Below are 23,757 nucleotides of genomic sequence, written 5' to 3' on the forward strand. Positions count from 1 at the left end.
TTCCAATCCCTTGCAGGTGGACGCTCGCTATCATGCTGATCGATCAAAAAATACCCCTGGGCCAGCACATCGCGGCCTTCGTCGAGTGGTTGACGCAACACGGCGCCAACTACTTCGACGCCTTCGCCGAGGCGCTGGAGTTCATGATTCACGGGGTGACCGGGGCGCTGACCTGGTTCAACCCATTCGTCCTGATTGCCCTGGTGGCCCTGATCGCTCACCTGATCCAGCGCAAATGGGCGCTCACCGTATTCTGCGCGCTGTCGTTCCTGCTGATTCTCAACCTCGGCTACTGGCAGGAAACCATGGAAACCCTGGCCCAGGTGCTGTTCGCCACCTTCGTGTGCGTGGCCATCGGCGTGCCGCTGGGCATCCTGGCGGCACACAAGCCGATGTTCTACACCGCCATGCGCCCGGTACTCGACCTGATGCAGACGGTGCCCACGTTCGTGTACCTGATCCCGACCCTGACCCTGTTCGGCCTGGGCGTAGTGCCGGGGCTGATCTCGACGGTGGTGTTCGCGATTGCCGCGCCCATCCGCCTGACCTACCTGGGCATCCGCGACGTGCCGCAGGAACTGCTGGATGCCGGCAAGGCGTTCGGCTGCTCGCGGCGCCAGCTGCTCTCGCGCATCGAGCTGCCGCATGCCATGCCCAGCATCGCGGCGGGGGTCACCCAGTGCATCATGCTGTCGCTGTCGATGGTGGTGATCGCCGCGCTGGTGGGCGCCGACGGTCTGGGCAAACCGGTGGTCAACGCACTCAACACCGCCGATATCGCGCTGGGCTTCGAGGCGGGGCTGGCGATCGTGCTGCTGGCGATCATGCTCGACCGTATCTGCAAGCAACCGGACGCACCGGCAAGGAGTGAAGCATGAGCATCATTCGCTTCGAAGAGGTCGACGTGATCTTCTCGCGCCACCCGCGTGAGGCGCTCAGCCTGCTGGACCAGGGCCTCACGCGTGAACAGATCCTGAAGAAGACCGGCCTGGTGGTCGGCGTCGAGAAAGCCAGCCTGGACATCAACAAGGGCGAGATCTGCGTGCTGATGGGCCTGTCGGGTTCAGGCAAGTCGAGCCTGCTGCGCTGCATCAACGGCCTGAACACGGTGAGCCGCGGCAAGCTGTTCGTCGAGCATGAAGGCGCACAGATCGACATTGCCCACTGCACCCCGGCCGAGCTGAAGATGATGCGCACCCAGCGTATCGCCATGGTGTTCCAGAAGTTCGCCCTGATGCCCTGGCTGACGGTACGCGAGAACATCAGTTTCGGCCTGGAGATGCAGGGCCGGCCCGAGAAGGAGCGGCGCAAGCTGGTGGACGAGAAGCTCGAGCTGGTGGGCCTGACCCAGTGGCGCAACAAGAAGCCCGACGAGCTGTCGGGCGGCATGCAGCAGCGCGTGGGCCTGGCCCGGGCGCTGGCGATGGACGCCGACATCCTGCTGATGGACGAACCGTTCTCGGCGCTCGACCCGCTGATCCGCCAGGGCCTGCAGGACGAGCTGCTTGAGCTGCAACGCAAGCTGGCCAAGACCATCGTGTTCGTCAGCCATGACCTGGACGAGGCCCTAAAGCTCGGCAGCCGCATCGCGATCATGAAGGACGGGCGCATCATCCAGTACAGCAAGCCCGAGGAGATCGTGCTCAACCCGGCGGACGAGTATGTGCGTACCTTTGTCGCGCATACCAACCCGCTCAACGTGCTGTGCGGGCGCAGCCTGATGCGCACGCTGGACAAGTGCAAGCGCATCAACGGTTCGGTATGCCTGGACCCGGGTGGTGATTCTTGGCTGGACCTGGCCGAGGGCAACACCATCAGGGGCGCGCGCCAGGGCGTCAACGGCATGGCCTTGCAGAACTGGGCGCCGGGTGAGGCGGTGGAGGGGCTGGAGCGCAAGCCGACGCTGGTGAATGCCAATATCGGCATGCGTGAGGCGTTGCAGATTCGGTATCAGACGGGGAACAAGCTGGTGTTGCAGGAAGGGAATCAGGTGGTGGGGATATTGGGCGACAGCGAGCTGTATCACGCGTTGTTGGGCAAGAATCTGGGGTGAAGCGGATGGCTTCTTCGCCGGCAAGGTCAGCGCATGACTTGCCAGCGAGGGGGCCGTGAGGGCAAGACGTCGATATGAATTCTTTTTCTGGCAAGTTTGAACTGTGGGGCAGGGTTTTCAAGTTTGAAAGTAAAAACTGTCTATTCTCATGCTGACAGCCGCTTATGGTGGGGCGGTCATGGGGGGCGTAATTCTCGTATTGACGCTGTGGGGGCGTAGTAAAGGGTGCGATTTCCCAATTAATGACAATTCAATACTTAGCCCGCCTCCGAAAACACTGCTTCCATAAAAACAGAGCTTATACACAAGACTCACACTTCTATTTTTATAGGGGCATATTAAAACCTCCTGCTATTTTTGCACAAAAAGCCAACTAACCTTGAAAATGCATAAGGATATTTACTTACCTCACGCCTACTGATAGCACAATCCAGCTCAAACGAATTCATGTATTTTTTTACGCTTCTTACTGAAACACCAGGAACACTACCAACTCTATCCAGACCACTTTCCACATTATCAATCAAGTATGCACCCCTGTTCTGGCGAAAACCAAATCTGACCACTATGTTTTCCTCAAACACAACAGCGCCCTCATCATTACCATCCCAGAAATAAAAACTTATATTATCGAGCGATCCGCCCCGTAAGTCTCGATAATCCCAATACGCTTTCAGCAGCGTGGTTAATCTAACCTTCGGCTCAACACCCAATCCAGTGCCGACAGATTCATCTGCAAAAAAATACAACTTGTGCATCAGACTAAGCCCAGTATTTCCATGAGGCACAATAATTTCTTTTTCGTAAGCGTGACAGTCTGACTTATCACCCACCAATTCATACCCGTAGTCCTCTAGGGTGGAGCGCTCCATATCAGGCAGCCCAAGAACCTCTAAATCCTCAAATGTTAATTTATCCAAAAAAATATTAAATATTTCGAAAAATGTAGTTCTCAACATTGTTTTCACCAAGAATTTAATAACATGGTTCGTTCCAGCGGAGTGATGCCACGGCCTGGCTCGAAGAGGTAGTACTTTATTCACTGCCATACCGGTCATTCAGCATGGGCTGTCAGCTTGGAGCATAAGTAAACGTCTCTGGCATCCGAAGGGGCCTTCTTGTAGAGGCCTAAACGCATACAATTACTTTAGAGCCAAAAAACACTTCATTTAAGTGCAACTTTATTTATCGACTTTAACGTGCCTGTCCAACTTCAAAAATTGCCCACCCTCTCATTATTTGAAGCCCTTTTATTTTTAGTTTAATTTCCGACCCCTCTGATTTGACGTAGAAACCTAGCAAGGCGATTTTTTCTTCTATTTCGTCTACATGACTAAACAGCATAGCATTTGCCGCACTTTCAAGCTCTTTGAACAAATTCCGGTACCTCGAGAACTCTTTGACTGGAGAGAACCTCCCTTGCTTCTTGGGGTTGTCACCAACCTGCAATATGATCTGCCCCAAGCACTTATCTTCTTTATCAAATAAATAAAACAGCTCTTCAGCTATTGACATCTCGTTTCATCCCCCAGCACATTTGATAGACCGACTAAATTTTCGTCACTGAATCCATCCCTTCCATCCGGGTGAATAATTCTCGCATGATTGGGAAATTTATTCGTCGGATCACTGATTACATCGAATCCTGCAACCCTAATACTTTCTGCTGTTCCCAGTGCAACTGTACCCGCTGCACGTTTTAACCCGCTGGCCTTGGGAAAGGCAAAACCCGAAAAAGTGCGCAACTTCTTGCGCAGCACTGTGCAAGAAGTTGCGCAGTTGTTAAAAGTCGAGAATCGACTTTTTCGTGCTTTCCCTAGTCGCCAGCCAGCAAACCTTTTAATTTATTTATCGTTCGTCAGCGCTGTAGAACGCCAACGCATCGCCAGCAAAAAAAAGGCCCTGCCGTCACCGGCAGGGCCCTTCTTCATTCAGCTATCTGCCATCAGCTGTACACACGCCCCAGCAACTGGCGATGGCTCTCGAACTGATCCAGCACGTCGCGGGTGATCTGCTCAACGGTAAAGCCCATCAGGTCGTACTCCTGGCTGCCGTTGTGCAGGTACACCTCGGCCCGGTAGTAACGCTGGCGCACGTCGCCTTCACCCTGCGCCGGCGCTTCGCTCGGCGCCGCCAGGTAGCCGTCCAGGCTCACTTCGTAGACGAACGGGTTGCCCTCCTCCATCTCGATGCGCAAGCCCATCGCCTCGCGCGACTGGCCGACGCGGCTCTGCACCTGCAGGCCCATGCCCTGCAACTGCACCGCCGCCTCTTTCAGCGCCGGGCTCACCTGCTTGTCCATGAAGCGCTGCACCATCGCCTGGGTCGGCTGCAGGTCCAGCTGGGTGAGGCGCTCGCTGAAGCCGCGACGGCCACGCGCCGCCAGTTCGGCCTGCTCCTGCTCGACCTGGGTGTCCTGCTTCATGGCCTTGAACAGGCCGAACATGAACACCACCAGCACCACCGAGAACGGCAGCCCGGCCAGTACCACCATGGTCTGCATGGCCTGGAAGTTGCCCACCAGCAACAGCCCGATGGTCACCAGGGTGATGATCGCCGACCACAGGATACGCAGCCAGTGCGGGGCATCCTCGTCCACGTCGCCGCCCTTGCACGACAGGTTGGCCATCATCACCGCGCCCGAGTCAGCCGGGGTGAGGAACAGCACGAAGCCGACGAACACCGCCACACCAACCACGATCTTGGCCGCCGGGAAGTGCTCCAGCAGCTGGTAGATCGACATCGCCGGTTGTTCCACCGCCGTGCGCCCAAGCTCCACCGCACCGTGGTTGATCACCAGGTCCAGCGCGGTGTTGCCGAAGATCGACAGCCACGCCAGGGTAAAGCCCAGCGGAATCAGCAGCACGCCGGCCACCAGTTCGCGCACGGTGCGGCCACGGGAGATACGCGCGATGAACATGCCCACGAACGGGGCCCAGGAAATCCACCAGGCCCAGTAGAACAGGGTCCACAGGCCCAGCCAGCCTTCGGACCTGGCGTTGTTGCCTTCGTACACGTACAGGTCGAAGGTCTTGAGGATCACGCCGTTGAGGTAGTCGCCGATGTTCTGCACGAACCCGTTGAGCAGGTGCAGGGTGTCACCGAACAACAGCACGAACAGCAGCAAGCCGCTGAACAGCAGGATGTTCAGGTTGGACAGGCGGCGAATGCCGTTCTCCACGCCCGACACCGCCGCGATCGTGGCCACGGTGCTCATCACCAGGATCACCATCAGCAGGTTGGTGTTGCTGTGCTGCATGCCGAACAGGTACTCCAGGCCCGAGGACACCTGCATCGCACCGATGCCCAGGTTTGTCACCAGGCCCAGCAGGGTCACGAACATGCCGAAGATGTCCACGGTGTGCCCGGCAGCCCCCTTGACCCAGCGCTCACCCACCAGCGGGTACAGCGCCGAACGCAAGGCCAGTGGCTGGTTGTGGCGATAGGCGAAGTAGGCCACGGCCAGGCCCACCAGCGCATAGATCGCCCAGCCGTGCAGGCCCCAGTGCAGGAAGGTCAGCTGCATGCCCTGGCGTGCGGCCTCCAGGCTGGCCGGCGCACCGGCAGGCGGGTTGAAGTAGTGGTCCAGCGGTTCGGACGCGCCAAAGTACAGCAGCGAGATACCGATACCGGAGGAGAACAGCATGCCGGCCCAGGCACCGTAGCTGAAGTCGGGCTTGTCGTCCTTGCCGCCAAGCTTGAGCTTGCCGTAGGAGGAAAACGCCAGCCCGATGACGAACAGCAGGTAGCCGCCGATCACCAGCATGTAGTACCAGCCGAAGCTGCGCGACAGCCAGGCTTGGGCCTGGCCGAGAATTTGACCGGCCGTGTCCGGGGCGGCGATCAGCAAGGCAGTCAACAACAGGATCAGCAGCGCCGTGGTGTAGAACACCACGCTGTTGACCCGGACCCTCTCGGCAGGGGTCTTTATCAGGGAGGCAGAACTCATTGCACAGATGCTCCAGGCAGTGCGAGAGAAAACACGAAACGACCCGTCACCCGCGCAATTGGTGCAATAGCCCCACTGCGTCAGGTGTTATAAAAGCACCTTGAAAAACCGTGATCCCAAACCGATTGCGTTGAAAAAAACAGAAAAAGGGTCCCGATCCGAGGGCCCGCCGAACGGTGCGACACCGCTGGGCAATTCTGATCAACGTTTCGTTTAAACCCGTGCACGCCTTGCATTACGGGGGTTACACGTCTTTTTAGGGTGCCAATCGGCGTCAGTGACGGGCCACAAAAACCTGTCAATGGCGCGAATTGTCGCAGAGCTTATTCTTTGTTGATTGAACGTTCAATCAAAACAAAATAGACTGGTCTTCGCCGAGTCAGCCGCCTGTCGTCTGCCCGAAGGCCTGAGGAGATTTGCCAGATGCCCAAGGTCGGTATGCAACCCATTCGCCGCCAGCAGTTGATCGAAGCCACGTTGATGGCGGTAGACCAGGTCGGCATGGGGGACGCCAGCATTGCGCTGATCGCCCGTTTGGCCGGTGTGTCGAACGGCATCATCAGTCACTACTTCCAGGACAAGAACGGCCTGATCGCAGCGACCATGCGGTACTTGATGAACGTGCTGATCGACAACGTCGCGGCACGTCGCCAGGCGCTCACGGAGGACACCCCGCGCGCCCACCTGAAGGTGATCGTCGAGGGCAACTTCGACGCCAGTCAGGTCAACGGCCCGGCAATGAAAACCTGGTTGGCCTTCTGGGCCGCCAGCATGCACCAGCCGTCTTTGCACCGGTTGCAGCGGATCAACGATCACCGCTTGTATTCCAACCTGTGCTGCCAGTTCCGCCGTGTGTTGCCGCTGCCCGAAGCCCGCAGCGCGGCCCGCGGGCTGGCTGCCCTGATCGACGGGCTGTGGCTGCGCGGCGCGCTGTCGGGAGATGCCTTCGATACCGACCAGGCGCAGCAGATCGCTTACGAATACATGGATTCACAACTGGCTAAACAGAGCAGCCCGGCTCTACAGGACCCGGCCTCTGAACCACTGCGCGTCGCGAGTGCCAAACAAGCAGGAGCACAGCGCGGATAGCCGACACACACTGCACTTGCGAGGACACTATGGCCCGTTTCGAAACGCAAAAACTCTACATTGACGGTGGTTATGTCGACGCTTCCAGCGGCGCCACCTTCGACGCCATCAACCCGGCCAACGGCGAAGTCCTCGCCCAGGTGCAACGTGCCAACCAGGCCGACGTGGAGCGCGCAGTGGAAAGCGCCGAGCGCGGCCAGAAAGTCTGGGCGGCCATGACCGCCATGCAGCGTTCGCGCATCCTGCGCCGCGCCGTCGACATCCTGCGCGAGCGCAACGACGAGCTGGCTGCACTGGAAACCCTGGACACCGGCAAGTCCTACTCCGAAACCCGCTACGTCGACATCGTCACCGGTGCCGACGTGCTCGAATACTACGCAGGCCTGGTGCCGGCCATCGAAGGCGAGCAGATCCCGCTGCGCGACAGCTCGTTCGTGTACACCCGTCGCGAGCCGCTGGGCGTGACCGTGGGTATCGGCGCCTGGAACTACCCGATCCAGATCGCCCTGTGGAAATCCGCCCCGGCCCTGGCCGCCGGCAACGCGATGATCTTCAAGCCCTCGGAAGTCACCTCGCTGACCACCCTGAAACTGGCCGAGATCTACACCGAGGCCGGCCTGCCGGACGGCGTGTTCAACGTACTGACCGGCAGCGGCCGCGACGTCGGCACCTACCTCACCGAACACCCGCGCATCGAGAAGGTCTCGTTCACCGGCGGCACCGCCACCGGCAAGAAGGTCATGGCCAGCGCCTCGAGCTCCTCGCTCAAGGAAGTCACCATGGAGCTGGGCGGCAAGTCGCCACTGATCATCTGTGAAGACGCCGACCTGGACCGCGCCGCCGACATCGCGATGATGGCCAACTTCTACAGCTCGGGCCAGGTGTGCACCAACGGCACCCGCGTGTTCATCCCGGCCTCGCTCAAAGCCGCCTTCGAAGCCAAGATCGCCGAGCGCGTGGCGCGCATCCGCATCGGCAACCCGCAGGACGAGAACACCAACTTCGGCCCGCTGGTCAGCTTCGCCCACATGGAAAGCGTGCTGGGCTACATCGCCAAGGGCAAGCAAGAAGGTGCCCGCGTACTGTGTGGCGGCGAGCGCCTGACCGACGGCGAGTTCGCCAAGGGCGCCTTCGTGGCCCCGACCGTCTTCACCGACTGCCGTGACGACATGACCATCGTCAAGGAAGAGATCTTCGGCCCGGTGATGAGCATCCTCTCCTACGAGACCGAAGAAGAAGTCATCCGTCGCGCCAACGACACCGACTACGGCCTGGCCGCCGGTGTCTGCACCAACGACATCAGCCGCGCGCACCGCATCATCCATCAGCTGGAAGCGGGCATCTGCTGGATCAACGCCTGGGGCGAATCGCCGGCCGAGATGCCGGTCGGTGGCTACAAGCAATCCGGTGTCGGCCGTGAAAACGGTGTCAGCTCGCTGGCCCAGTACACGCGGATCAAGTCGGTACAGGTCGAGCTGGGCAACTACGCCTCGGTGTTCTAAGCACCCGTGTAGCCGCGCCCGGGCCGCCAGGTCCGGGCGCCTCCCCCGCTCCCCTGCTCACTGCCTATGAGGGTACGCAACATGTCCCACGTTTTTGACTACATCATCGTCGGGGCCGGCTCGGCCGGTAACACCCTGGCGACCCGCCTGACCGAAGACGAAGGCGTCACCGTATTGCTGCTGGAAGCCGGCGGCCCGGACTACCGCTTCGACTTCCGCACCCAGATGCCGGCCGCACTGGCCTTCCCGTTGCAGGGCCGACGCTACAACTGGGCCTACGAGACCGACCCGGAGCCGCACATGGACGGTCGCCGCATGGAATGTGGCCGCGGCAAGGGCCTGGGCGGCTCCTCGCTGATCAACGGCATGTGCTACATCCGCGGCAACGCCATGGACTACGACGGCTGGGCCAAGCTGCCAGGCCTGGAAGACTGGTCTTACCTGGACTGCCTGCCGTATTTCCGCAAGGCCGAAACCCGTGACATCGGCCCCAACGACTACCATGGCGGCGAAGGCCCGGTGAGCGTCACCACGCCAAAAGCCGGCAACAACCCACTGTTCCACGCCATGGTCGAAGCCGGCGTGCAGGCCGGTTACCCGCGCACCGAAGACCTGAACGGCTACCAGCAGGAAGGCTTCGGCCCGATGGACCGCACCGTGACGCCCAAGGGCCGTCGCGCCAGCACCGCCCGCGGCTACCTGGACACCGCCAAGAAACGCTCGACGCTGACCATCGTCACCCATGCCCTGAGCGACCGCGTGCTGTTCGAAGGCAAGCGCGCCGTGGGCGTGACCTACCTGGTGGGCGCCAGCGAAGAGCGCGTCGAAGCCCGTGCCCGCAAGGAAGTCATCGTGTGCAGCGGCGCCATCGCCTCGCCACAGTTGCTGCAGCGCTCCGGCGTGGGCCCGGCGGCCCTGCTCGAAAGCCTGAACATCCCTGTGGTGCACGACCTGCCGGGCGTGGGCGAGAACCTGCAGGATCACCTCGAACTGTACCTGCAGTACGCCTGCACCCAGCCGGTGTCGCTGTACCCGTCGCTGCTCTGGTACAACCAGCCGGCCATTGGTGCACAGTGGCTGTTCGCGGGCACCGGCATCGGCGCCAGCAACCAGTTCGAGGCCGGCGGCTTCATCCGCTCGCGCCCGGAATTCGAATGGCCGAACATCCAGTACCACTTCCTGCCGGTGGCGATCAATTACAACGGCAGCAACGGCGTGCAGGAACACGGCTTCCAGGCGCACATGGGCTCGATGCGCTCGCCTAGCCGCGGGCGTATCCAGCTCAAGTCCAAGGACCCGCGCCAGCACCCGAGCATCCTGTTCAACTACATGGCCACCGAGCAGGACTGGCAGGAGTTCCGTGACGGTATCCGCCTGACCCGCGAGATCATGGCGCAGCCGGCGCTGGACGCCTACCGTGGCCGCGAGATCAGCCCCGGTGCCGACGTGCAGACCGACGAGCAGCTGGACACATTCATCCGCGAGCACGCCGAGACCGCGTTCCACCCATCGTGCTCGTGCAAGATGGGCATCGACGAGATGGCGGTGGTCGACGGCCAGGGCCGCGTGCATGGCATGCAGGGCCTGCGCGTGGTGGATGCCTCGATCATGCCGATCATCACCACCGGCAACCTGAACGCGCCGACGATCATGATGGCCGAGAAGATCGCCGACAAGATCCGTGGCCGCCAACCATTGCCGCGCAGCACGGCCAAGTACTATGTGGCCAATGGTGCACCGGTGAAGGGCAAGCCGATGCGTGAGGTGCCGCAGGCTTAAGACCCTGCTGCCCCTTCGCCGGCAAGGCCGGCTCCTACAGGCACCGCATACCCTGTAGGAGCCGGCCTTGCCGGCGAAGACGCCTGCACCAACAGCACGAATCAAGCACCCCTGCGGTGCTTTTTTTGTGCCCGCGATAATCGCTTTACAGCCCGCCAACCTCACAGGTTAGAATCCTTGGCACGCGACCTGCTAGCTGAAGTCAGGCAAAAAGCAAGTCGCGCCTCTTTCTGCAATCCCCCCTGGAGTACTGCCTTTGGATGCGTCCACCATCAATAGCCTGTTCTTGATCGGCGCATTGCTGGTAGGTGCAAGTATCCTGGTCAGTTCACTCTCCTCGCGCCTGGGCATCCCGATCCTGGTGATCATCCTGGCAGTGGGCATGGTTGCCGGCGTCGACGGCGGCGGCATCATCTTCAACAACTACCCGACCGCCTACCTGGTGGGCAACCTGGCACTGGCCGTGATCCTGCTCGACGGCGGCCTGCGCACCCGCGTCTCGAGTTTCCGCGTGGCCCTGTGGCCGGCACTCTCGCTGGCCACGGTGGGGGTGATGATCACCACCGGCCTCACCGGCCTGGCCGCCGCCTGGCTGTTCGACCTGAGCCTGATGCAGGGCCTGCTGATCGGCGCCATCGTCGGCTCCACCGACGCCGCCGCGGTGTTCTCGCTGCTGGGCGGCAAGGGCCTCAACGAGCGGGTGACGGCCACCCTGGAAATCGAGTCGGGCAGCAACGACCCGATGGCGGTGTTCCTCACCGTGACCCTGATCGAGATGATCGCCAGCGGCCAGAACGGCCTGCACTGGGGCCTGCTCGGCCACCTGGTGCGCGAATTCGGCATCGGCAGCCTGCTGGGCCTGGGCGGCGGCTGGCTGATGCTGCAGCTGGTCAACCGCATGAACCTGGCCGGCGGCCTGTACCCGATCCTGGTGATCAGCGGCGGCCTGGTGGTGTTCGCGCTCACCAACGCCCTGCACGGCAGCGGCTTCCTGGCCGTGTACCTGTGTGGCCTGGTGCTGGGCAACCGGCCGATCCGCAGCCGCCACGGCATCCTGCACATGCTCGACGGCATGGCCTGGCTGGCCCAGATCGGCATGTTCCTGGTGCTGGGCCTGCTGGTCACGCCCCACGACCTGCTACCCATCGCGCTGCCGGCCCTGGGCCTGGCGCTGTGGATGATCCTGTTCGCGCGGCCGCTGTCGGTGATGATCGGCCTGCTGCCATTCAAGGCCTTCCATGGCCGCGAAAAGGTGTTCATCTCGTGGGTCGGCCTGCGCGGCGCGGTGCCGATCATCCTTGCGGTGTTCCCGCTGATGGCCGGGCTGCCGCATGCCCAGCTGTACTTCAACCTGGCCTTCTTCATCGTGCTGGTGTCGCTGCTGGTGCAGGGCACCAGCCTGCCGTGGGTGGCGCGCCTGCTCAAGGTGACCGTGCCGCCCGACCCGGCGCCGATCTCGCGCTCGGCCCTGGAAGTGCACATCACCAGCGAGTGGGAGCTGTTCGTGTATCGCCTGGGTGCGGAGAAGTGGTGCATCGGTGCCGCCCTGCGCGAGCTGAAAATGCCCGAAGGCACGCGTATCGCTGCCCTGTTTCGCGGCCAGCAACTGCTCCATCCGTCGGGAAGTACCACCCTCGAAGTCGGCGACCTGCTGTGCGTGATCGGCCACGAACACAACCTGCCGGCGCTGGGCAAGCTGTTCAGCCAGGCGCCGCAACGCGGCCTGGACCTGCGTTTCTTCGGCGACTTCGTGCTCGAAGGTGACGCAGAACTGGGGGCTGTAGCGGCGTTGTACGGTTTGCAGCTCGACGGCCAGGACCCGCACCAGCCGCTGGCGCACTTCATCGAGCAGAAGGTCGGCGGTGCACCGGTGGTGGGCGACCAGATCGAATGGAACAACACCCTGTGGACCGTTGCGCTGATGGAAGGGAACAAGATCCTCAAAGTGGGTATCAAATTCCCCGAAGGTTCTCGACCCGGCCCCGGGCTGTTCCTTTAAACTTCGATTCTCTGCCCGGTTCTACGACGTCTGCCTATGTCCCTGCGCACTGTTGTTAGCGCAGCCCTGCTCGGGCTGTGCCTGTCCCTCTCCTTCGCCCAGGCGGCGGACCCCCCCACCACGGCAAGCGTCCAGCACAGCCTGGACAAGATCGCCGAGCGCAAGCTGCCGGAGGCCGACCAGAAGGCCCTGCAGCAAGTGCTGGAGCAGACCCTTGGCCTGCTGGCCTCGCGCGACGACTACGACAAGCGCCTGGCCGCGCTCAAGCAGCAACTGGCCGACGCCCCGCGCCAGACCAGCGAAAACCAGCGCGAGCTGACCCGGCTCAAGGACACCAAAACCCTGCCCGTGGCGCAGCGCTACGCCAGCATGGGCGTGCCGCAACTGGAGCAGTTGCTGTCCGAGCGCACCACCCAGCAGGGCGAGCTGCAGAAGGCGCTGTCCGAAGCCAACAGCCTGATCATCAACTCCCAGACCCGCCCCGAGCGCGCCCAGGCCGAGATCAGCAGCAACCAGACCCGCACCCAGCAGATCAACAGCATCCTCAAGCTGGGCAAGGACAACGGCAAGAGCCTCTCGGCCGACCAGCGCAACCAGCTCAATGCCGAACTCGCCTCGCTCAACGCGCTGACCCTGCTGCGCCGCCAGGAACTGGCCGGCAACAGCCTGCTGCAAGACCTGGGCAACAGCCAGCACGACCTGCTGATCGAGCGCGCCACACGCCTTGAGCAGGAGATCCAGGACCTGCAGACGCTGATCAACCAGAAGCGCCTGGCGCAGTCGCAGCAGACCGTCACCGAACAGTCCATCGAGGCACAGAAGGCCGGCGGCAGCAGCGTGCTGGCCACCGAAAGCGCCACCAACCTGAAGCTATCCGACTACCTGCTGCGCAGCACCGACCGCCTCAACGAGCTGACCCAGCAGAACCTGCAGACCAAGCAGCAGCTCGACAGCCTGACCCAGGCCGACCAGGCACTGGACGAACAGATCAGCGTGCTCAAGGGCAGCCTGTTGCTGTCCAAGATCCTCTACAAGCAGAAGCAGGCCCTGCCGCACCTGAAGGTCGATCGCGACCTGGCCGACCAGATTGCCGACATTCGCCTGTACCAGTTCGAGGTCAACCAGCAGCGCGAGCAGATCAGCAGCCCCAGCAGCTACGTCGACAAGCTGCTGGCCACCCAGCCGCCCGACAGCGTCACCCCGCAGTTGCGCAAGGCCCTGCTGGAGGTGGCGATTACCCGCAGCGATTTGCTGGAGCGGCTCAACCGCGAGCTGAGCGCCCTGCTCAACGAATCCATCACCCTGCAACTGAACCAGAAGCAGCTGCTGAGCACCGCACAGAACCTGCGCGGCACCCTCGACGAACAGATGTTCTGGATCCCCAGCAACAAGCCGCTGGACTTCGAATGGCTGCGCAGCGTGCCCGAACGCCTGCAAAAGCAGGTGGTGAGCCTGCCGTGGGGGTCGGGCATCAACGAACTGGCCGACGGCCTGACGCAGCGCCCGCTGCTGTTCCTGCCGCTGCTGTTGCTGATCGGCGCCCTGCTGTGGCGGCGCAAGTACCTGTATGCGCGGCTGAACAAGGTTCACCAGGATGTGGGCCACTTCAAGCGTGACAGCCAGTGGCACACGCCCCAGGCCATTCTGATCAATATCCTGCTGGCGATGCCGCTGAGCCTGGGCCTGGCGCTGTGCGGCTATGCGCTGCAGATCGACGCCCGCGGCCAGAACGCCAACCTGGGCGCCGCGCTGTGGCAGATCGCCCAGGCCTGGCTGGTGTTCTACACCGCCTACCGGATTCTGGCGCCCGGCGGCGTGGCCGAGCTGCACTTTCGCTGGGAAAAGGCCCAGGTCGAGTTCCTACGCGGCTGGATCCGCCGCCTGGGCAGCGTGGTACTGGCGCTGGTCGGCGTGGTGGCGGTGGCCGAGCACCAGCCCTCGGCGCTGGCCGACGACGTGCTCGGCATCGGTGTGGTACTGACCTGTTACGCACTGATGGCCTGGCTGCTCAGCCGCCTGCTGCTGAGCAGCCCCGCGCACCGCAATACCTCGCTGTTTCGCAAGGCCGTGGGCGTGGCGTTCACGGCGCTTCCGGTGGCGCTGTTCATTGCCGTGTGCTTTGGCTACTACTACACCGCACTCAAGCTCACCGACCGCTTGATCGACACCCTGTACCTGCTGATGTTCTGGCTGGTGATCGAGGCCGCCTTCGTGCGCGGCCTGGCCGTGGCCGCCCGGCGCCTGGCCTACCAGCGCGCACTGAGCAAGCGCCAGGCCACCAAGGAGGGGCTCGATGGCGAGGTGATCGTCGAGGAGCCGACCCTGGACATCGAGCAGGTCAACCAGCAGTCGCTGCGCCTGATCCGCCTGGCCCTGCTGGGCGGCTTCATCGCCGCGCTGTACTGGGTGTGGGCCGACCTGATCAGCGTGTTCGCATACCTCGACAACATCACCCTGTACGAGTACACCAGCGGCACCGGCGCGGCCATGAGCATGGTGCCGATCAGCCTGGGCGACCTGCTCGGGGCACTGGTGATCATCGGCATCACCTTCGCCCTGGCCGGCAACCTGCCGGGGCTGCTCGAGGTGCTGGTGCTGTCACGCCTGAACCTGGCCCAGGGCAGCGCGTATGCGACCACCACGTTGCTGTCGTACGTGATTGCCGGGGTGGGCTTCGTCACCACGCTGTCGACCCTCGGTGTCAGCTGGGACAAGCTGCAATGGCTGGTGGCGGCGCTGTCGGTGGGCCTGGGCTTCGGCATGCAGGAGATCTTCGCCAACTTCATCTCCGGCATCATGATCCTGTTCGAGCGCCCGGTGCGCATCGGCGACACCATCACCATCGGCAACCTGTCGGGCACGGTGAGCAAGATCCGCATCCGCGCCACCACCATCACCGACTTCGACCGCAAGGACATCATCGTCCCCAACAAGACCTTCATCACCGGCCAGTTGATCAACTGGTCGCTGACCGACACCATCACCCGCGTCACCCTCAAGCTGGGCGTGGACTACGGCTCGGACCTGGACCTGGTACGCACCCTGCTGCTGCAGGCAGCCAACGAGAACCCGCGGGTGCTCAAGGAGCCGGCACCGATCGTGTACTTCCTGAACTTCGGCGAGAGTACCCTGGACCACGAACTGCGCATGCACGTGCGTGACCTGGGCGACCGCAACCCGGTACTGGACGAGATCAACCGCTACATCAACAAGGAATTCAAGCGCCAGCACATCAACATCTCGTTCCGCCAGATGGAGGTGTACCTGAAGAACATGCAGGGCCAGGAGTACAAGATGGTACCGGTCGAAGCGCCGAACAAGACCGTGCTGCCCGAGCCCCCCACCGATGCGCCAGGAGATGGCCGTTGAAATCCCTCGACGAACTGACCTTCGACAACCGCTTCGCCCGCCTGGGCGATGCGTTCTCCACCCACGTGCTGCCCGAGCCGATTGCCGAGCCGCGCCTGGTCGTGGCCAGCGACGCGGCCATGGCACTGCTCGACCTGGACCCTACCGAGGCGCATTCCCCGGTGTTCGCCGAGCTGTTCAGCGGACACAAGCTGTGGGCCGAGGCCGAGCCGCGGGCGATGGTGTATTCGGGGCATCAGTTCGGTTCGTACAATCCGCGCCTGGGTGACGGTCGCGGGCTGTTGCTGGGCGAGGTGTACAACGATGCCGGCGAGCACTGGGACCTGCACCTCAAGGGTGCCGGGCAGACGCCGTATTCACGCATGGGCGATGGCCGTGCGGTGTTGCGCTCGTCGATCCGCGAGTTCCTCGCCTCCGAGGCCCTGCACGCGCTGGGCATCCCCAGCAGCCGCGCGCTGTGCGTGATCGGCTCGAGCACGCCGGTGTGGCGCGAAACCCAGGAGCGCGCGGCGATGGTGCTGCGTCTGGCGCCCAGCCATGTGCGCTTTGGCCACTTCGAATACTTCTACTACACCCGCCAACCCGAGCAGCAGCGCGAGCTGGCCGAGCACGTGCTCAACCTGCACTTTGCCGAGTGCCGCGAGCAGCCCGAGCCGTACCTGGCGATGTTCCGTACCATCGTCGAACGCAATGCCGAGCTGATTGCGTGCTGGCAGGCCTATGGTTTCTGCCACGGGGTGATGAACACCGACAACATGTCGATCCTGGGCATCACCTTCGACTTCGGGCCGTTTGCCTTCCTCGACGACTTCGATGCCGGCTTCATCTGCAACCATTCCGACGACCAGGGGCGCTACAGCTTCAGCAACCAGGTGCCGATCGCACACTGGAACCTGAGCGCGCTGGCCCAGGCGCTGACGCCGTTCATCAGCGTCGAGGCGCTGAAGGAAACGCTGGGGCTGTTCCTGCCGTTGTACCAGGCCCATTACCTGGACCTGATGCGTCGACGCCTGGGGCTGACCGAGGCGCGCGATGACGATTCGGCGCTGGTCGAGCGCTTGCTGGGGCTGATGAACAAGGGCGCTGTGGACTACACGCTGTTCTTCCGCAAGCTGGGTGATCAGCCGGCGGCGCAGGCCGTGCGGGTGGTGCGCGACGATTTCGTCGACCTGGCCGGGTTCGATGCCTGGGCAGTGGAGTACCTGGCGCGCCTGGACCAGGAGCCGGGCAATGCCGAAGGCCGGCGCGCGCGGATGCACGCGGTGAACCCGCTGTACATTCTGCGCAACTACCTGGCGCAGCGTGCCATCGAGGCGGCTGAAGGCGGGGATTACGAGGAAGTGCGACGCCTGCACCAGGTGCTGACACGGCCGTTCGAGGAACAGCCGGGGATGCAGGCCTACGCCGAACGCCCACCCGAGTGGGGCAAGCATCTGGAGATCAGTTGTTCATCCTGATGGGCCGGGGTTGACCGATTCGCCAGCAATGCTGGCTCCTACAGGTTAGCGCCGTCCGTAGGAGCCAGCCTTGCTGGCGAAAAGACGTCAGACCCACCAGTTCAGCAACGTCTCATCCTCGTCGTCATCGAGGTTCTGGTAGATGTTGGCGTAATACCACTGCACCCCCGTCGCCTCCCGAAACCGGTCGAACACCGGGCGAATCGCCTCGAACCCATTGCTCGCCGGCACTGCCAGCGTCAGGTTGCCTTTGTAGCGACCATCCAGCGTGCCGCCCAGCAACGTCTGCACCTCGCTTTCCAGCGTGTCGACGGCATCCTGGGGCAGCTCGTTGGCGTAGACATGGATGCAAAAATTGCCACCCCGGCGCACCACCTCGACATGCTGATCGGGGATGGCCGTGCAGATGATGTCGCCGCGCGCCATGTTCAGCGCCAGCCCCGGCGACGACAGCAGTTCATAGGTATGTTCGCCCACTTCGCGGACCGGCACGCTTTCGAACACCGGCTCGCCGTTCTTCTTTCTGTCGACGAATACACGAATGTGCGGTGAATGCTGGCAATCCATCGGTCTGTCCCTGGCCTGTTCAGAAAGGCCGCATGCTAAACCATTACAGCCTCTTCGCCAGCATCGCTGGCTTATCTGGCAGGCTATGGCATCTTGCAATCCACCCTCATCACCTCCAGATACCCAACATCACCTGACGCATCCGGACTCCCACCATGACCGACCCCCTCCACATCCCCTGCCCCCACTGCAACGGCCTCAACCGCATCCCCGCCGCACGCCTGAGGGACGCACCCAAGTGCGGGCGCTGCAAGGGTGAGGTGCTGTTGCACAAGCCATTCGAATTGAAACAGGGCGACTACGCCAGCCAGATCAAGGGCGACCTGCCATTGCTGATCGATGTGTGGGCCGACTGGTGCGGGCCCTGCAAGGCGTTCGGCCCGGTCTTCGAACAGGCCGCCGGCCAACTGGCCGGACGCTGCCGCCTGGCCAAGCTCGACAGCGAAGCCAACCAGCAACTGGCCGGGCAACTGGGCATACGCTCCATCCCCAGCCTGATCCTGTTCAAGAACGGCCGCGAAGTGGCGCGCCAGAGCGGCGCCTTCCCACTCCAGCAACTGCTGGAATGGCTGCGCAGCCAAGGGGTCTAGGCGTTTTCCAGCAACGTATGCAGTTCGACGAACTGCTGGGTCAGCTTGTGCCGCGGTTCCAGGTGAATCAGCGGCAGGCTGGCCTGGTGGGACTCGCGCATCTTCACCGAGCTGTTGAGGTACACCGGCAGCACCGGCAAGCCTTCGGCAATCAGTTCGTCGAGCATCTGCTGCGGCAGGCTGGCGCGCGCCTGGAACTGGTTGACCACGATGCCCTCGACTTCCAGGCACTCGTTGTGGTCTTCCTTGAGCTCTTCGATCTCGGCCAGCAGGCCGTACAGCGCCTGACGCGAGAAGCTGTCGCAGTCGAAGGGGATCAATACGCGATCAGCGGCGATCAACGCTGAAACCGCATAGAAGTTCAGCGCAGGCGGGGTGTCCAGGTAAATGCGGTCGTAATCGTCGGAGAGCTCGTCCAGCAGCTTTCGCAGTTTGTTGATCTTGTGCTTGGCCTCGAGCTTGGGCTGCAGGTCGGCCAGCTCTGCCGTGGCGGTCACCACATGCAGGTTGTCGAACGGGGTTTCATAGATGTCGACCTTGTTCTTCTTGGCGAAGGGCCCCGAGGACAGGGTCTGCTTGAAGAAGTCGGCAATGCCCATGGGAATGTCCTCGCCGGTCAGGCCGGTGAGGTACTGGGTCGAGTTGGCCTGGGCGTCCAGGTCGATCAACAGGGTTCGATAGCCTTCGTTGGCACTGACGGCCGCCAGGTTGCAGGCAATGCTCGACTTGCCCACGCCACCTTTCTGATTGAACACCACGCGCCGCATGAACAGACCTCCATGTGAAAGGAACTACCGAGTATGTGAGGGTTGCGCCGGTTTAGCCAGTGCCTTTCAGCCCTGCGCCTGGGCCTGGCGGATCAACAGTTCGGTGAACGCCCGGGCCATCGCCGACACGTCCTCGCGCCGCTGCGCCAGCCATACCGCTGTCACCGCGTCGGCGTCGAGCAAGGTGCGGTATACCACCCCGTCGATGCGCATGCGCTTGAACGACGCCGGCAGCACCGACACCCCAAGCCCCGCCGATACCAGGCCGATGATGGTCATGGCCTCGCCTGCCTCCTGGGCAAAGTGCGGGCTGAAGCCGGCCGAGCGCGCCAGGCTGAGCAACTGCGCGTGCAGGCCGCTGCCGTAGCTGCGCGGGAAGAACACGAACGGCTCCTGGGCCAGGGCCGCCAGCGGCAGGCCCTGCTCGTTGCCCTGGGCCAGCGGGTGCGCGGCATTGAGCACCGCCACCAGCGGCTCGCGGAACAGTTCGGTGATCACCACGCCATCGGGCACGCTCATCGGGCGCATCAGGCCGACCTCGATGGACTCGTCGAGCAAGGCATCCACCACATCGCGGCTGCTCATTTCCTTGAGGTTCAGGTGCACCGCCGGGAAGCGCTGGCGAAACGCATTGATGGCCTTGGGGATGCTGGAGTTGAACGGCGCCGAGGAGGTGAAGCCGATCTTCATCTCACCCAGCTCGCCGAGCTGGGCACGCCGCGCCACGTCGGCGGCCTTGTCGACCTGCGCCAGCACCTGGCGCGCCTCGTCGAGAAACAGCCGGCCGGCTTCGCTGAGTGCCACCCGTCGGTTGGTACGCTCGAACAGGCGTGCACCCAGCTCCTGCTCCAGGGCCTGGATCTGCTGGCTCAGCGGCGGTTGAGAGATGCCCAGTTGCTGTGCGGCACGACCAAAATGCAGCTCTTCGGCCACGGCAATGAAGTAGCGAAGGTGGCGCAGTTCCATGGCAACTCCAATAGGTCGTAAAACCTCTTAAACAGGTCGAACAATATATTGGAAAAGATCAATAGCCAGCTATATGCTTTTTTCACTGCCTGCGAGGCCGTGCCCCTTTCGAGGTCCCCGTGAAAACTGCTGTTGCCCATGAGCTGCCCCCTGCCCCGGCGAGCACCGCCGCCCCCCTGAACGAAAGCTGGATCGAGAAAGGCACCCCTGCGTTCATGCGCACGGTGCTGGCGTTGTTCTGTGGCGGCTTTGCCACCTTCGCCCTGCTGTACTGCGTGCAGCCGATGATGCCGCTGCTGTCCCACGAGTTCTCCATCAATGCCGCCCAGAGCAGCCTGGTGCTGTCGGTGTCGACCGGCCTGCTGGCGTTCGGGCTGCTGGTGACCGGGCCGATTTCCGACCGCGTCGGGCGCAAGCCGGTGATGGTGTTCGCCCTGTTCTGCGCCGCGCTGTGCACCATCGCCAGCGCATTGATGCCCAGCTGGCACGGCGTGCTGGCCATGCGTGCTCTGGTGGGCCTGTCGTTGAGCGGGCTGGCGGCGGTGGCCATGACCTACCTGAGCGAAGAGATTCATCCGCAGCACATCGGCCTGGCCATGGGACTGTACATCGGCGGCAACGCCATCGGCGGCATGAGCGGGCGCCTTATCACCGGGGTACTGATCGACTTCGTCAGCTGGCACACCGCGATGCTGGTGATCGGCGGCCTGGCGTTGGTCGCGGCGGCAGTGTTCTGGAGGATCCTGCCCGAGTCGCGCAACTTCAGTGCACGCTCGATGAACCCGCGCAGCCTGCTGAACGGCTTCACCCAGCACTTTCGCGACGCCGGGCTGCCGTGGCTGTTTCTGGAAGCGTTTCTGCTGATGGGCGCCTTCGTCACGCTATTCAACTACATCGGCTACCGGCTGCTCGCCGAGCCGTACCACATGAGTCAGGCGCTGGTGGGGCTGCTGTCGGTGGTGTACCTGGCAGGCATCTACAGCTCGGCGCAGATCGGCGCACTGTCGGACAAGCTGGGGCGGCGCAAGGTGTTCTGGATGAGCATCCTGCTCATGTTCGGTGGGTTGCTGCTGACGCTGTTCTCGCCCCTGGTGCTGGTGATCGTCGGCATGCTGGTGTTCACCTTCGGCTTCTTTGGCGCGCATTCGGTGGCCAGCAGCTGGATCGGCCGGCGTGCGCTCACGGCCAAAGGGCAGGCCTCTTCGCTGTATCTGTTCAGCTATTACGCGGGGTCGAGCGTGGCGGGCACGGCAGGCGGGGTGTTCTGGCATTACGGTGGGTGGAACGGCATCGGGCTGTTCATCGGCAGCCTGCTGGTGATCGCACTGCTGGTGGCGTTGCACCTGAGCAAGCTGCCGGCGCTGCCGGGGAATGTGAAGGGCTGATACCCCTCGCCGGCAAGGCCGGCTCCTACCAGGAGCCGGCCTTGCCGGCGAAGCTGTTCAGTTGATGATTTCGACCAGGTCGACATCGATCTCGCGGGACATCAGGTTCTTCTCGACCTCACCGGTCAGCTTGACCTTGGTCTTGTCGTTGAAGGCCACCGCCGGCAAGTCTTCGTTGTCGATCTCGACGGTGATGGTGCCGCTGGCATCCTTGAATTCGTACTTGTCGTCGTTGTTGAGCTTCTTGACCACAAAGCCCTGCAGTACCACCGGGGTATCGTCGGCGGCGTCGTTGGCTGCCGCGACCGTGGTGACCGGCTGGGCGCCAGGGCCGGTGTAGCCGGCGGCCATCGCGCCAGTGGTGAACAGCGGGGCAAGCAGCAGAGCCAGGTAACGAGTTTTCATGGTGGGCATTCCGTTTCAAGTGGGGATGCGCTCAGGTTAATCCCCACGCCTGAACTGAAGCTTAATGCGCGATGGTGGGAAACCCGATCAGGCCAGCAACGCGGTGAGGCTCAGAATCGGCATAAGGATGGCCAGCCCGATGAACAGCATCACACCGCCCGTCATCGCCAGCATCAATGGCTCAAACAAGCCCAAGGCTCGTTCAACCCTTACGCCCGACAGCAAACCGTGCCACCTCAGGCGACGCCGCAGTGCATGCAACGCGAGCCGTGCGAACACGCCGGCGGCGACCAGCACACCGGCAAACGGCAGCGCGAAGCGCTGCCCGCTCTCGTTCAGCGCCATCGAAACGCGGATCGTGGCCGGCAACGCCTGCTGGTGATGGGCGAATATCTGCACGACATCAGGGATCACGACACCCAGCAGGAACGCGAAGATGGCCAGCACGGCGCACATCAGGATCGCCGGATACAGCAACGCCAGGCGGATGCCCTGACGCGTCAGTTGCTGGTTGTCACCGTGCTCGGCAAGCCGTTGGCAGGTTGTCGCCAGCAGGGGATGCTGTACTGCGCGGGTATCCTTGGGCACGGGTTCCTTCCTTGAATGGCACGGCTGTGCATCGAGGTCGGAATGGTAAGGGAGGAGGCTTGGACGGGCCGTAGGACGGATCGGCGGGGGAGCGTGAAAAGTCAGTGGCGGGGCCGCGATACGCGGCACCCGCCAGGCAGTTGCCCGTTACTGGTGGTACTGCGCAGACAGTTCGTGCACGGCGTGGATGAAGGCACCGGCATGTTCCGGATCGACTTCCGGGGTGATGCCATGGCCCAGGTTGAACACGTGGCCGGTCCCGTGGCCATAGCTGGCCAGGATACGCCCGACTTCGGCGCGGATGGCCTCGGGCTTGGCGTAGAGCACGGTCGGGTCCATGTTGCCCTGCAGGGCCACCTTGCTGCCCACGCGCTGGCGCGCCTCACCGATGTCGCAGGTCCAGTCCAGGCCCAGGGCGTCGGCGCCGGCATCAGCAATGCTTTCCAGCCACAGGCCGCCGTTCTTGGTGAACAGGATCACCGGCACCTTGCGCCCTTCGTGCTCGCGGATCAGGCCGCTGACGATCTTGCGCATGTAGGCCAGGGAGAACTCCTGGTACGCCGCCGCCGACAGGTTGCCACCCCAGGTGTCGAAGATCTGCACGGCCTGTGCGCCGGCCAGGATCTGCCCGTTGAGGTAGCTGACCACCGACTGCGCGAGCTTGTCGAGCAGCAGGTGCATGGCCTGCGGGTTGTCGTAGAGCATGGCCTTGGTCTTGCGAAAGTCCTTGGACGAGCCGCCTTCGACCATGTAGGTGGCCAGGGTCCACGGGCTGCCGGAGAAGCCGATCAGCGGCACACGGCCGTTGAGCTCGCGGCGGATGGTGCTGACCGCATCCATCACGTAGCCCAGGTCCTTTTGCGGGTCGGGGATCGGCAGCGCCTCGATGTCGGCCAGGGTGCTGATGACTTTCTTGAAGCGCGGGCCTTCGCCGGTTTCGAAATACAGGCCCTGGCCCATGGCGTCAGGGATGGTCAGGATGTCCGAGAACAGGATCGCGGCGTCCAGCGGGTAGCGGTCCAGCGGCTGCATCGTGACCTCGCAGGCGAACTGCGGGTTCATGCACAGGCTCATGAAGTCACCGGCCTTGGCGCGGCTGGCGCGGTACTCCGGCAGGTAGCGGCCGGCCTGGCGCATCATCCACACCGGGGTGACGTCTACGGGTTGCTTGAGCAGGGCGCGCAGAAAACGATCGTTCTTCAAGGCAGTCATGTCGGCATCCGGAAAAAAAGTGGGGGCATTTTCTCAGACACCAACGTAAAAGGCACGGTATGAACCGTGCCTTTTGTCTA

General features: G+C 62.8%; 19 protein-coding genes. 10 read left to right on the forward strand and 9 right to left on the reverse strand.

Annotated features, from left to right (window positions below; translation table 11 throughout):
- Positions 1-29 precede the first annotated feature (29 nt).
- Together choW and choV are read left to right on the forward strand one after the other, a co-directional pair.
- Positions 30-878 carry a choline ABC transporter permease subunit gene (gene choW / locus LOY33_RS24145; protein ID WP_173925098.1) on the forward strand — a complete coding sequence of 283 codons (849 nt, stop codon included), beginning with the start codon at positions 30-32 and terminating at the stop codon, positions 876-878.
- Positions 875-2,053 (forward strand): choline ABC transporter ATP-binding protein, encoded by a 1,179-nt coding sequence (gene choV, locus LOY33_RS24150; protein WP_043860366.1) that lies wholly within the window; start codon positions 875-877, stop codon positions 2,051-2,053. Before choW ends, choV begins: the two co-directional genes overlap by 4 nt.
- A gap of 338 nt (positions 2,054-2,391) precedes the next feature.
- Here choV and LOY33_RS24155 read toward each other — a convergent pair whose 3' ends face one another.
- The 3 genes from LOY33_RS24155 to betT all read right to left on the reverse strand — a co-directional run bounded on the left by LOY33_RS24155 (position 2,392) and on the right by betT (position 6,002).
- Positions 2,392-3,096, reverse strand: coding sequence for a hypothetical protein (locus LOY33_RS24155; protein WP_258660306.1), 705 nt, complete (start codon positions 3,094-3,096; stop codon positions 2,392-2,394).
- A 151-nt stretch (positions 3,097-3,247) separates the two neighbouring features.
- Positions 3,248-3,568: a hypothetical protein gene (locus LOY33_RS24160; protein WP_258660309.1), complete on the reverse strand. Its 321-nt coding sequence runs from the start codon at positions 3,566-3,568 to the stop codon at positions 3,248-3,250.
- Positions 3,569-3,998: 430 nt separating this feature from the next.
- Entirely contained in the window at positions 3,999-6,002 is a 2,004-nt protein-coding gene (betT, locus tag LOY33_RS24165; RefSeq protein ID WP_054915558.1) for a choline BCCT transporter BetT, read from the reverse strand.
- 423 nt (positions 6,003-6,425) lie between these two features.
- Between betT and betI the strand changes: the two genes are divergently transcribed.
- From betI to selO, 6 genes are all read left to right on the forward strand, one after another.
- Positions 6,426-7,091: a transcriptional regulator BetI gene (betI, locus tag LOY33_RS24170; protein ID WP_043860369.1), complete on the forward strand. Its 666-nt coding sequence runs from the start codon at positions 6,426-6,428 to the stop codon at positions 7,089-7,091.
- A 29-nt stretch (positions 7,092-7,120) separates the two neighbouring features.
- Positions 7,121-8,593: a betaine-aldehyde dehydrogenase gene (betB, locus tag LOY33_RS24175; RefSeq protein WP_043860370.1), complete on the forward strand. Its 1,473-nt coding sequence runs from the start codon at positions 7,121-7,123 to the stop codon at positions 8,591-8,593.
- 81 nt (positions 8,594-8,674) lie between these two features.
- The gene (gene betA / locus LOY33_RS24180) at positions 8,675-10,372 is read left to right on the forward strand and encodes a choline dehydrogenase (protein WP_043860371.1); all 1,698 of its coding nucleotides are present in this window, start codon (positions 8,675-8,677) and stop codon (positions 10,370-10,372) included.
- A gap of 256 nt (positions 10,373-10,628) precedes the next feature.
- Positions 10,629-12,371 (forward strand): potassium/proton antiporter, encoded by a 1,743-nt coding sequence (locus LOY33_RS24185; protein WP_043860372.1) that lies wholly within the window; start codon positions 10,629-10,631, stop codon positions 12,369-12,371.
- Between the two features lie 36 nt (positions 12,372-12,407).
- Complete coding sequence (gene mscK / locus LOY33_RS24190; protein ID WP_258660315.1) at positions 12,408-15,740, forward strand: mechanosensitive channel MscK; 3,333 nt, start codon at positions 12,408-12,410, stop codon at positions 15,738-15,740.
- Positions 15,737-17,197, forward strand: a complete 1,461-nt coding sequence (selO, locus tag LOY33_RS24195; protein ID WP_100634304.1) for a protein adenylyltransferase SelO — start codon at positions 15,737-15,739, stop codon at positions 17,195-17,197. Before mscK ends, selO begins: the two co-directional genes overlap by 4 nt.
- Positions 17,198-17,284: 87 nt before the next feature.
- Here selO and LOY33_RS24200 read toward each other — a convergent pair whose 3' ends face one another.
- Complete coding sequence (locus tag LOY33_RS24200) at positions 17,285-17,764, reverse strand: DUF4265 domain-containing protein (protein WP_078481684.1); 480 nt, start codon at positions 17,762-17,764, stop codon at positions 17,285-17,287.
- Positions 17,765-17,919: 155 nt separating this feature from the next.
- On the opposite strand from LOY33_RS24200, the gene trxC reads away from it, so the two are divergent.
- Positions 17,920-18,354 (forward strand): thioredoxin TrxC, encoded by a 435-nt coding sequence (gene trxC / locus LOY33_RS24205; RefSeq protein WP_054915555.1) that lies wholly within the window; start codon positions 17,920-17,922, stop codon positions 18,352-18,354.
- On the opposite strand, the gene LOY33_RS24210 is transcribed toward trxC, so the two are convergent.
- Both LOY33_RS24210 and LOY33_RS24215 read right to left on the reverse strand, forming a co-directional pair.
- Positions 18,351-19,121 carry a ParA family protein gene (locus tag LOY33_RS24210; protein ID WP_258660320.1) on the reverse strand — a complete coding sequence of 257 codons (771 nt, stop codon included), beginning with the start codon at positions 19,119-19,121 and terminating at the stop codon, positions 18,351-18,353. The genes trxC and LOY33_RS24210 overlap by 4 nt on opposite strands.
- A gap of 66 nt (positions 19,122-19,187) precedes the next feature.
- A complete protein-coding gene (locus tag LOY33_RS24215; RefSeq protein WP_213606457.1) occupies positions 19,188-20,087 on the reverse strand; it encodes a LysR family transcriptional regulator in 900 nt (299 codons plus the stop codon).
- A 215-nt stretch (positions 20,088-20,302) separates the two neighbouring features.
- Here LOY33_RS24215 and LOY33_RS24220 point away from each other — a divergent pair, with 215 nt between their 5' ends.
- The gene (locus tag LOY33_RS24220) at positions 20,303-21,472 is read left to right on the forward strand and encodes an MFS transporter (RefSeq protein WP_168186837.1); all 1,170 of its coding nucleotides are present in this window, start codon (positions 20,303-20,305) and stop codon (positions 21,470-21,472) included.
- A gap of 57 nt (positions 21,473-21,529) precedes the next feature.
- On the opposite strand, the gene LOY33_RS24225 is transcribed toward LOY33_RS24220, so the two are convergent.
- From LOY33_RS24225 to hemE, 3 genes are all read right to left on the reverse strand, one after another.
- The gene (locus LOY33_RS24225; protein WP_043859932.1) at positions 21,530-21,877 is read right to left on the reverse strand and encodes a YgiW/YdeI family stress tolerance OB fold protein; all 348 of its coding nucleotides are present in this window, start codon (positions 21,875-21,877) and stop codon (positions 21,530-21,532) included.
- Between the two features lie 87 nt (positions 21,878-21,964).
- A complete protein-coding gene (locus LOY33_RS24230; protein WP_258660324.1) occupies positions 21,965-22,465 on the reverse strand; it encodes a type II secretion system F family protein in 501 nt (166 codons plus the stop codon).
- A 147-nt stretch (positions 22,466-22,612) separates the two neighbouring features.
- Complete coding sequence (hemE, locus tag LOY33_RS24235; protein ID WP_043859934.1) at positions 22,613-23,677, reverse strand: uroporphyrinogen decarboxylase; 1,065 nt, start codon at positions 23,675-23,677, stop codon at positions 22,613-22,615.
- Between the last annotated feature and the right edge of the window lie 80 nt (positions 23,678-23,757).

Origin of the sequence: Pseudomonas sp. B21-036 (genome assembly GCF_024748925.1) — a bacterium.
GTDB lineage: Bacteria > Pseudomonadota > Gammaproteobacteria > Pseudomonadales > Pseudomonadaceae > Aquipseudomonas > Aquipseudomonas palmensis.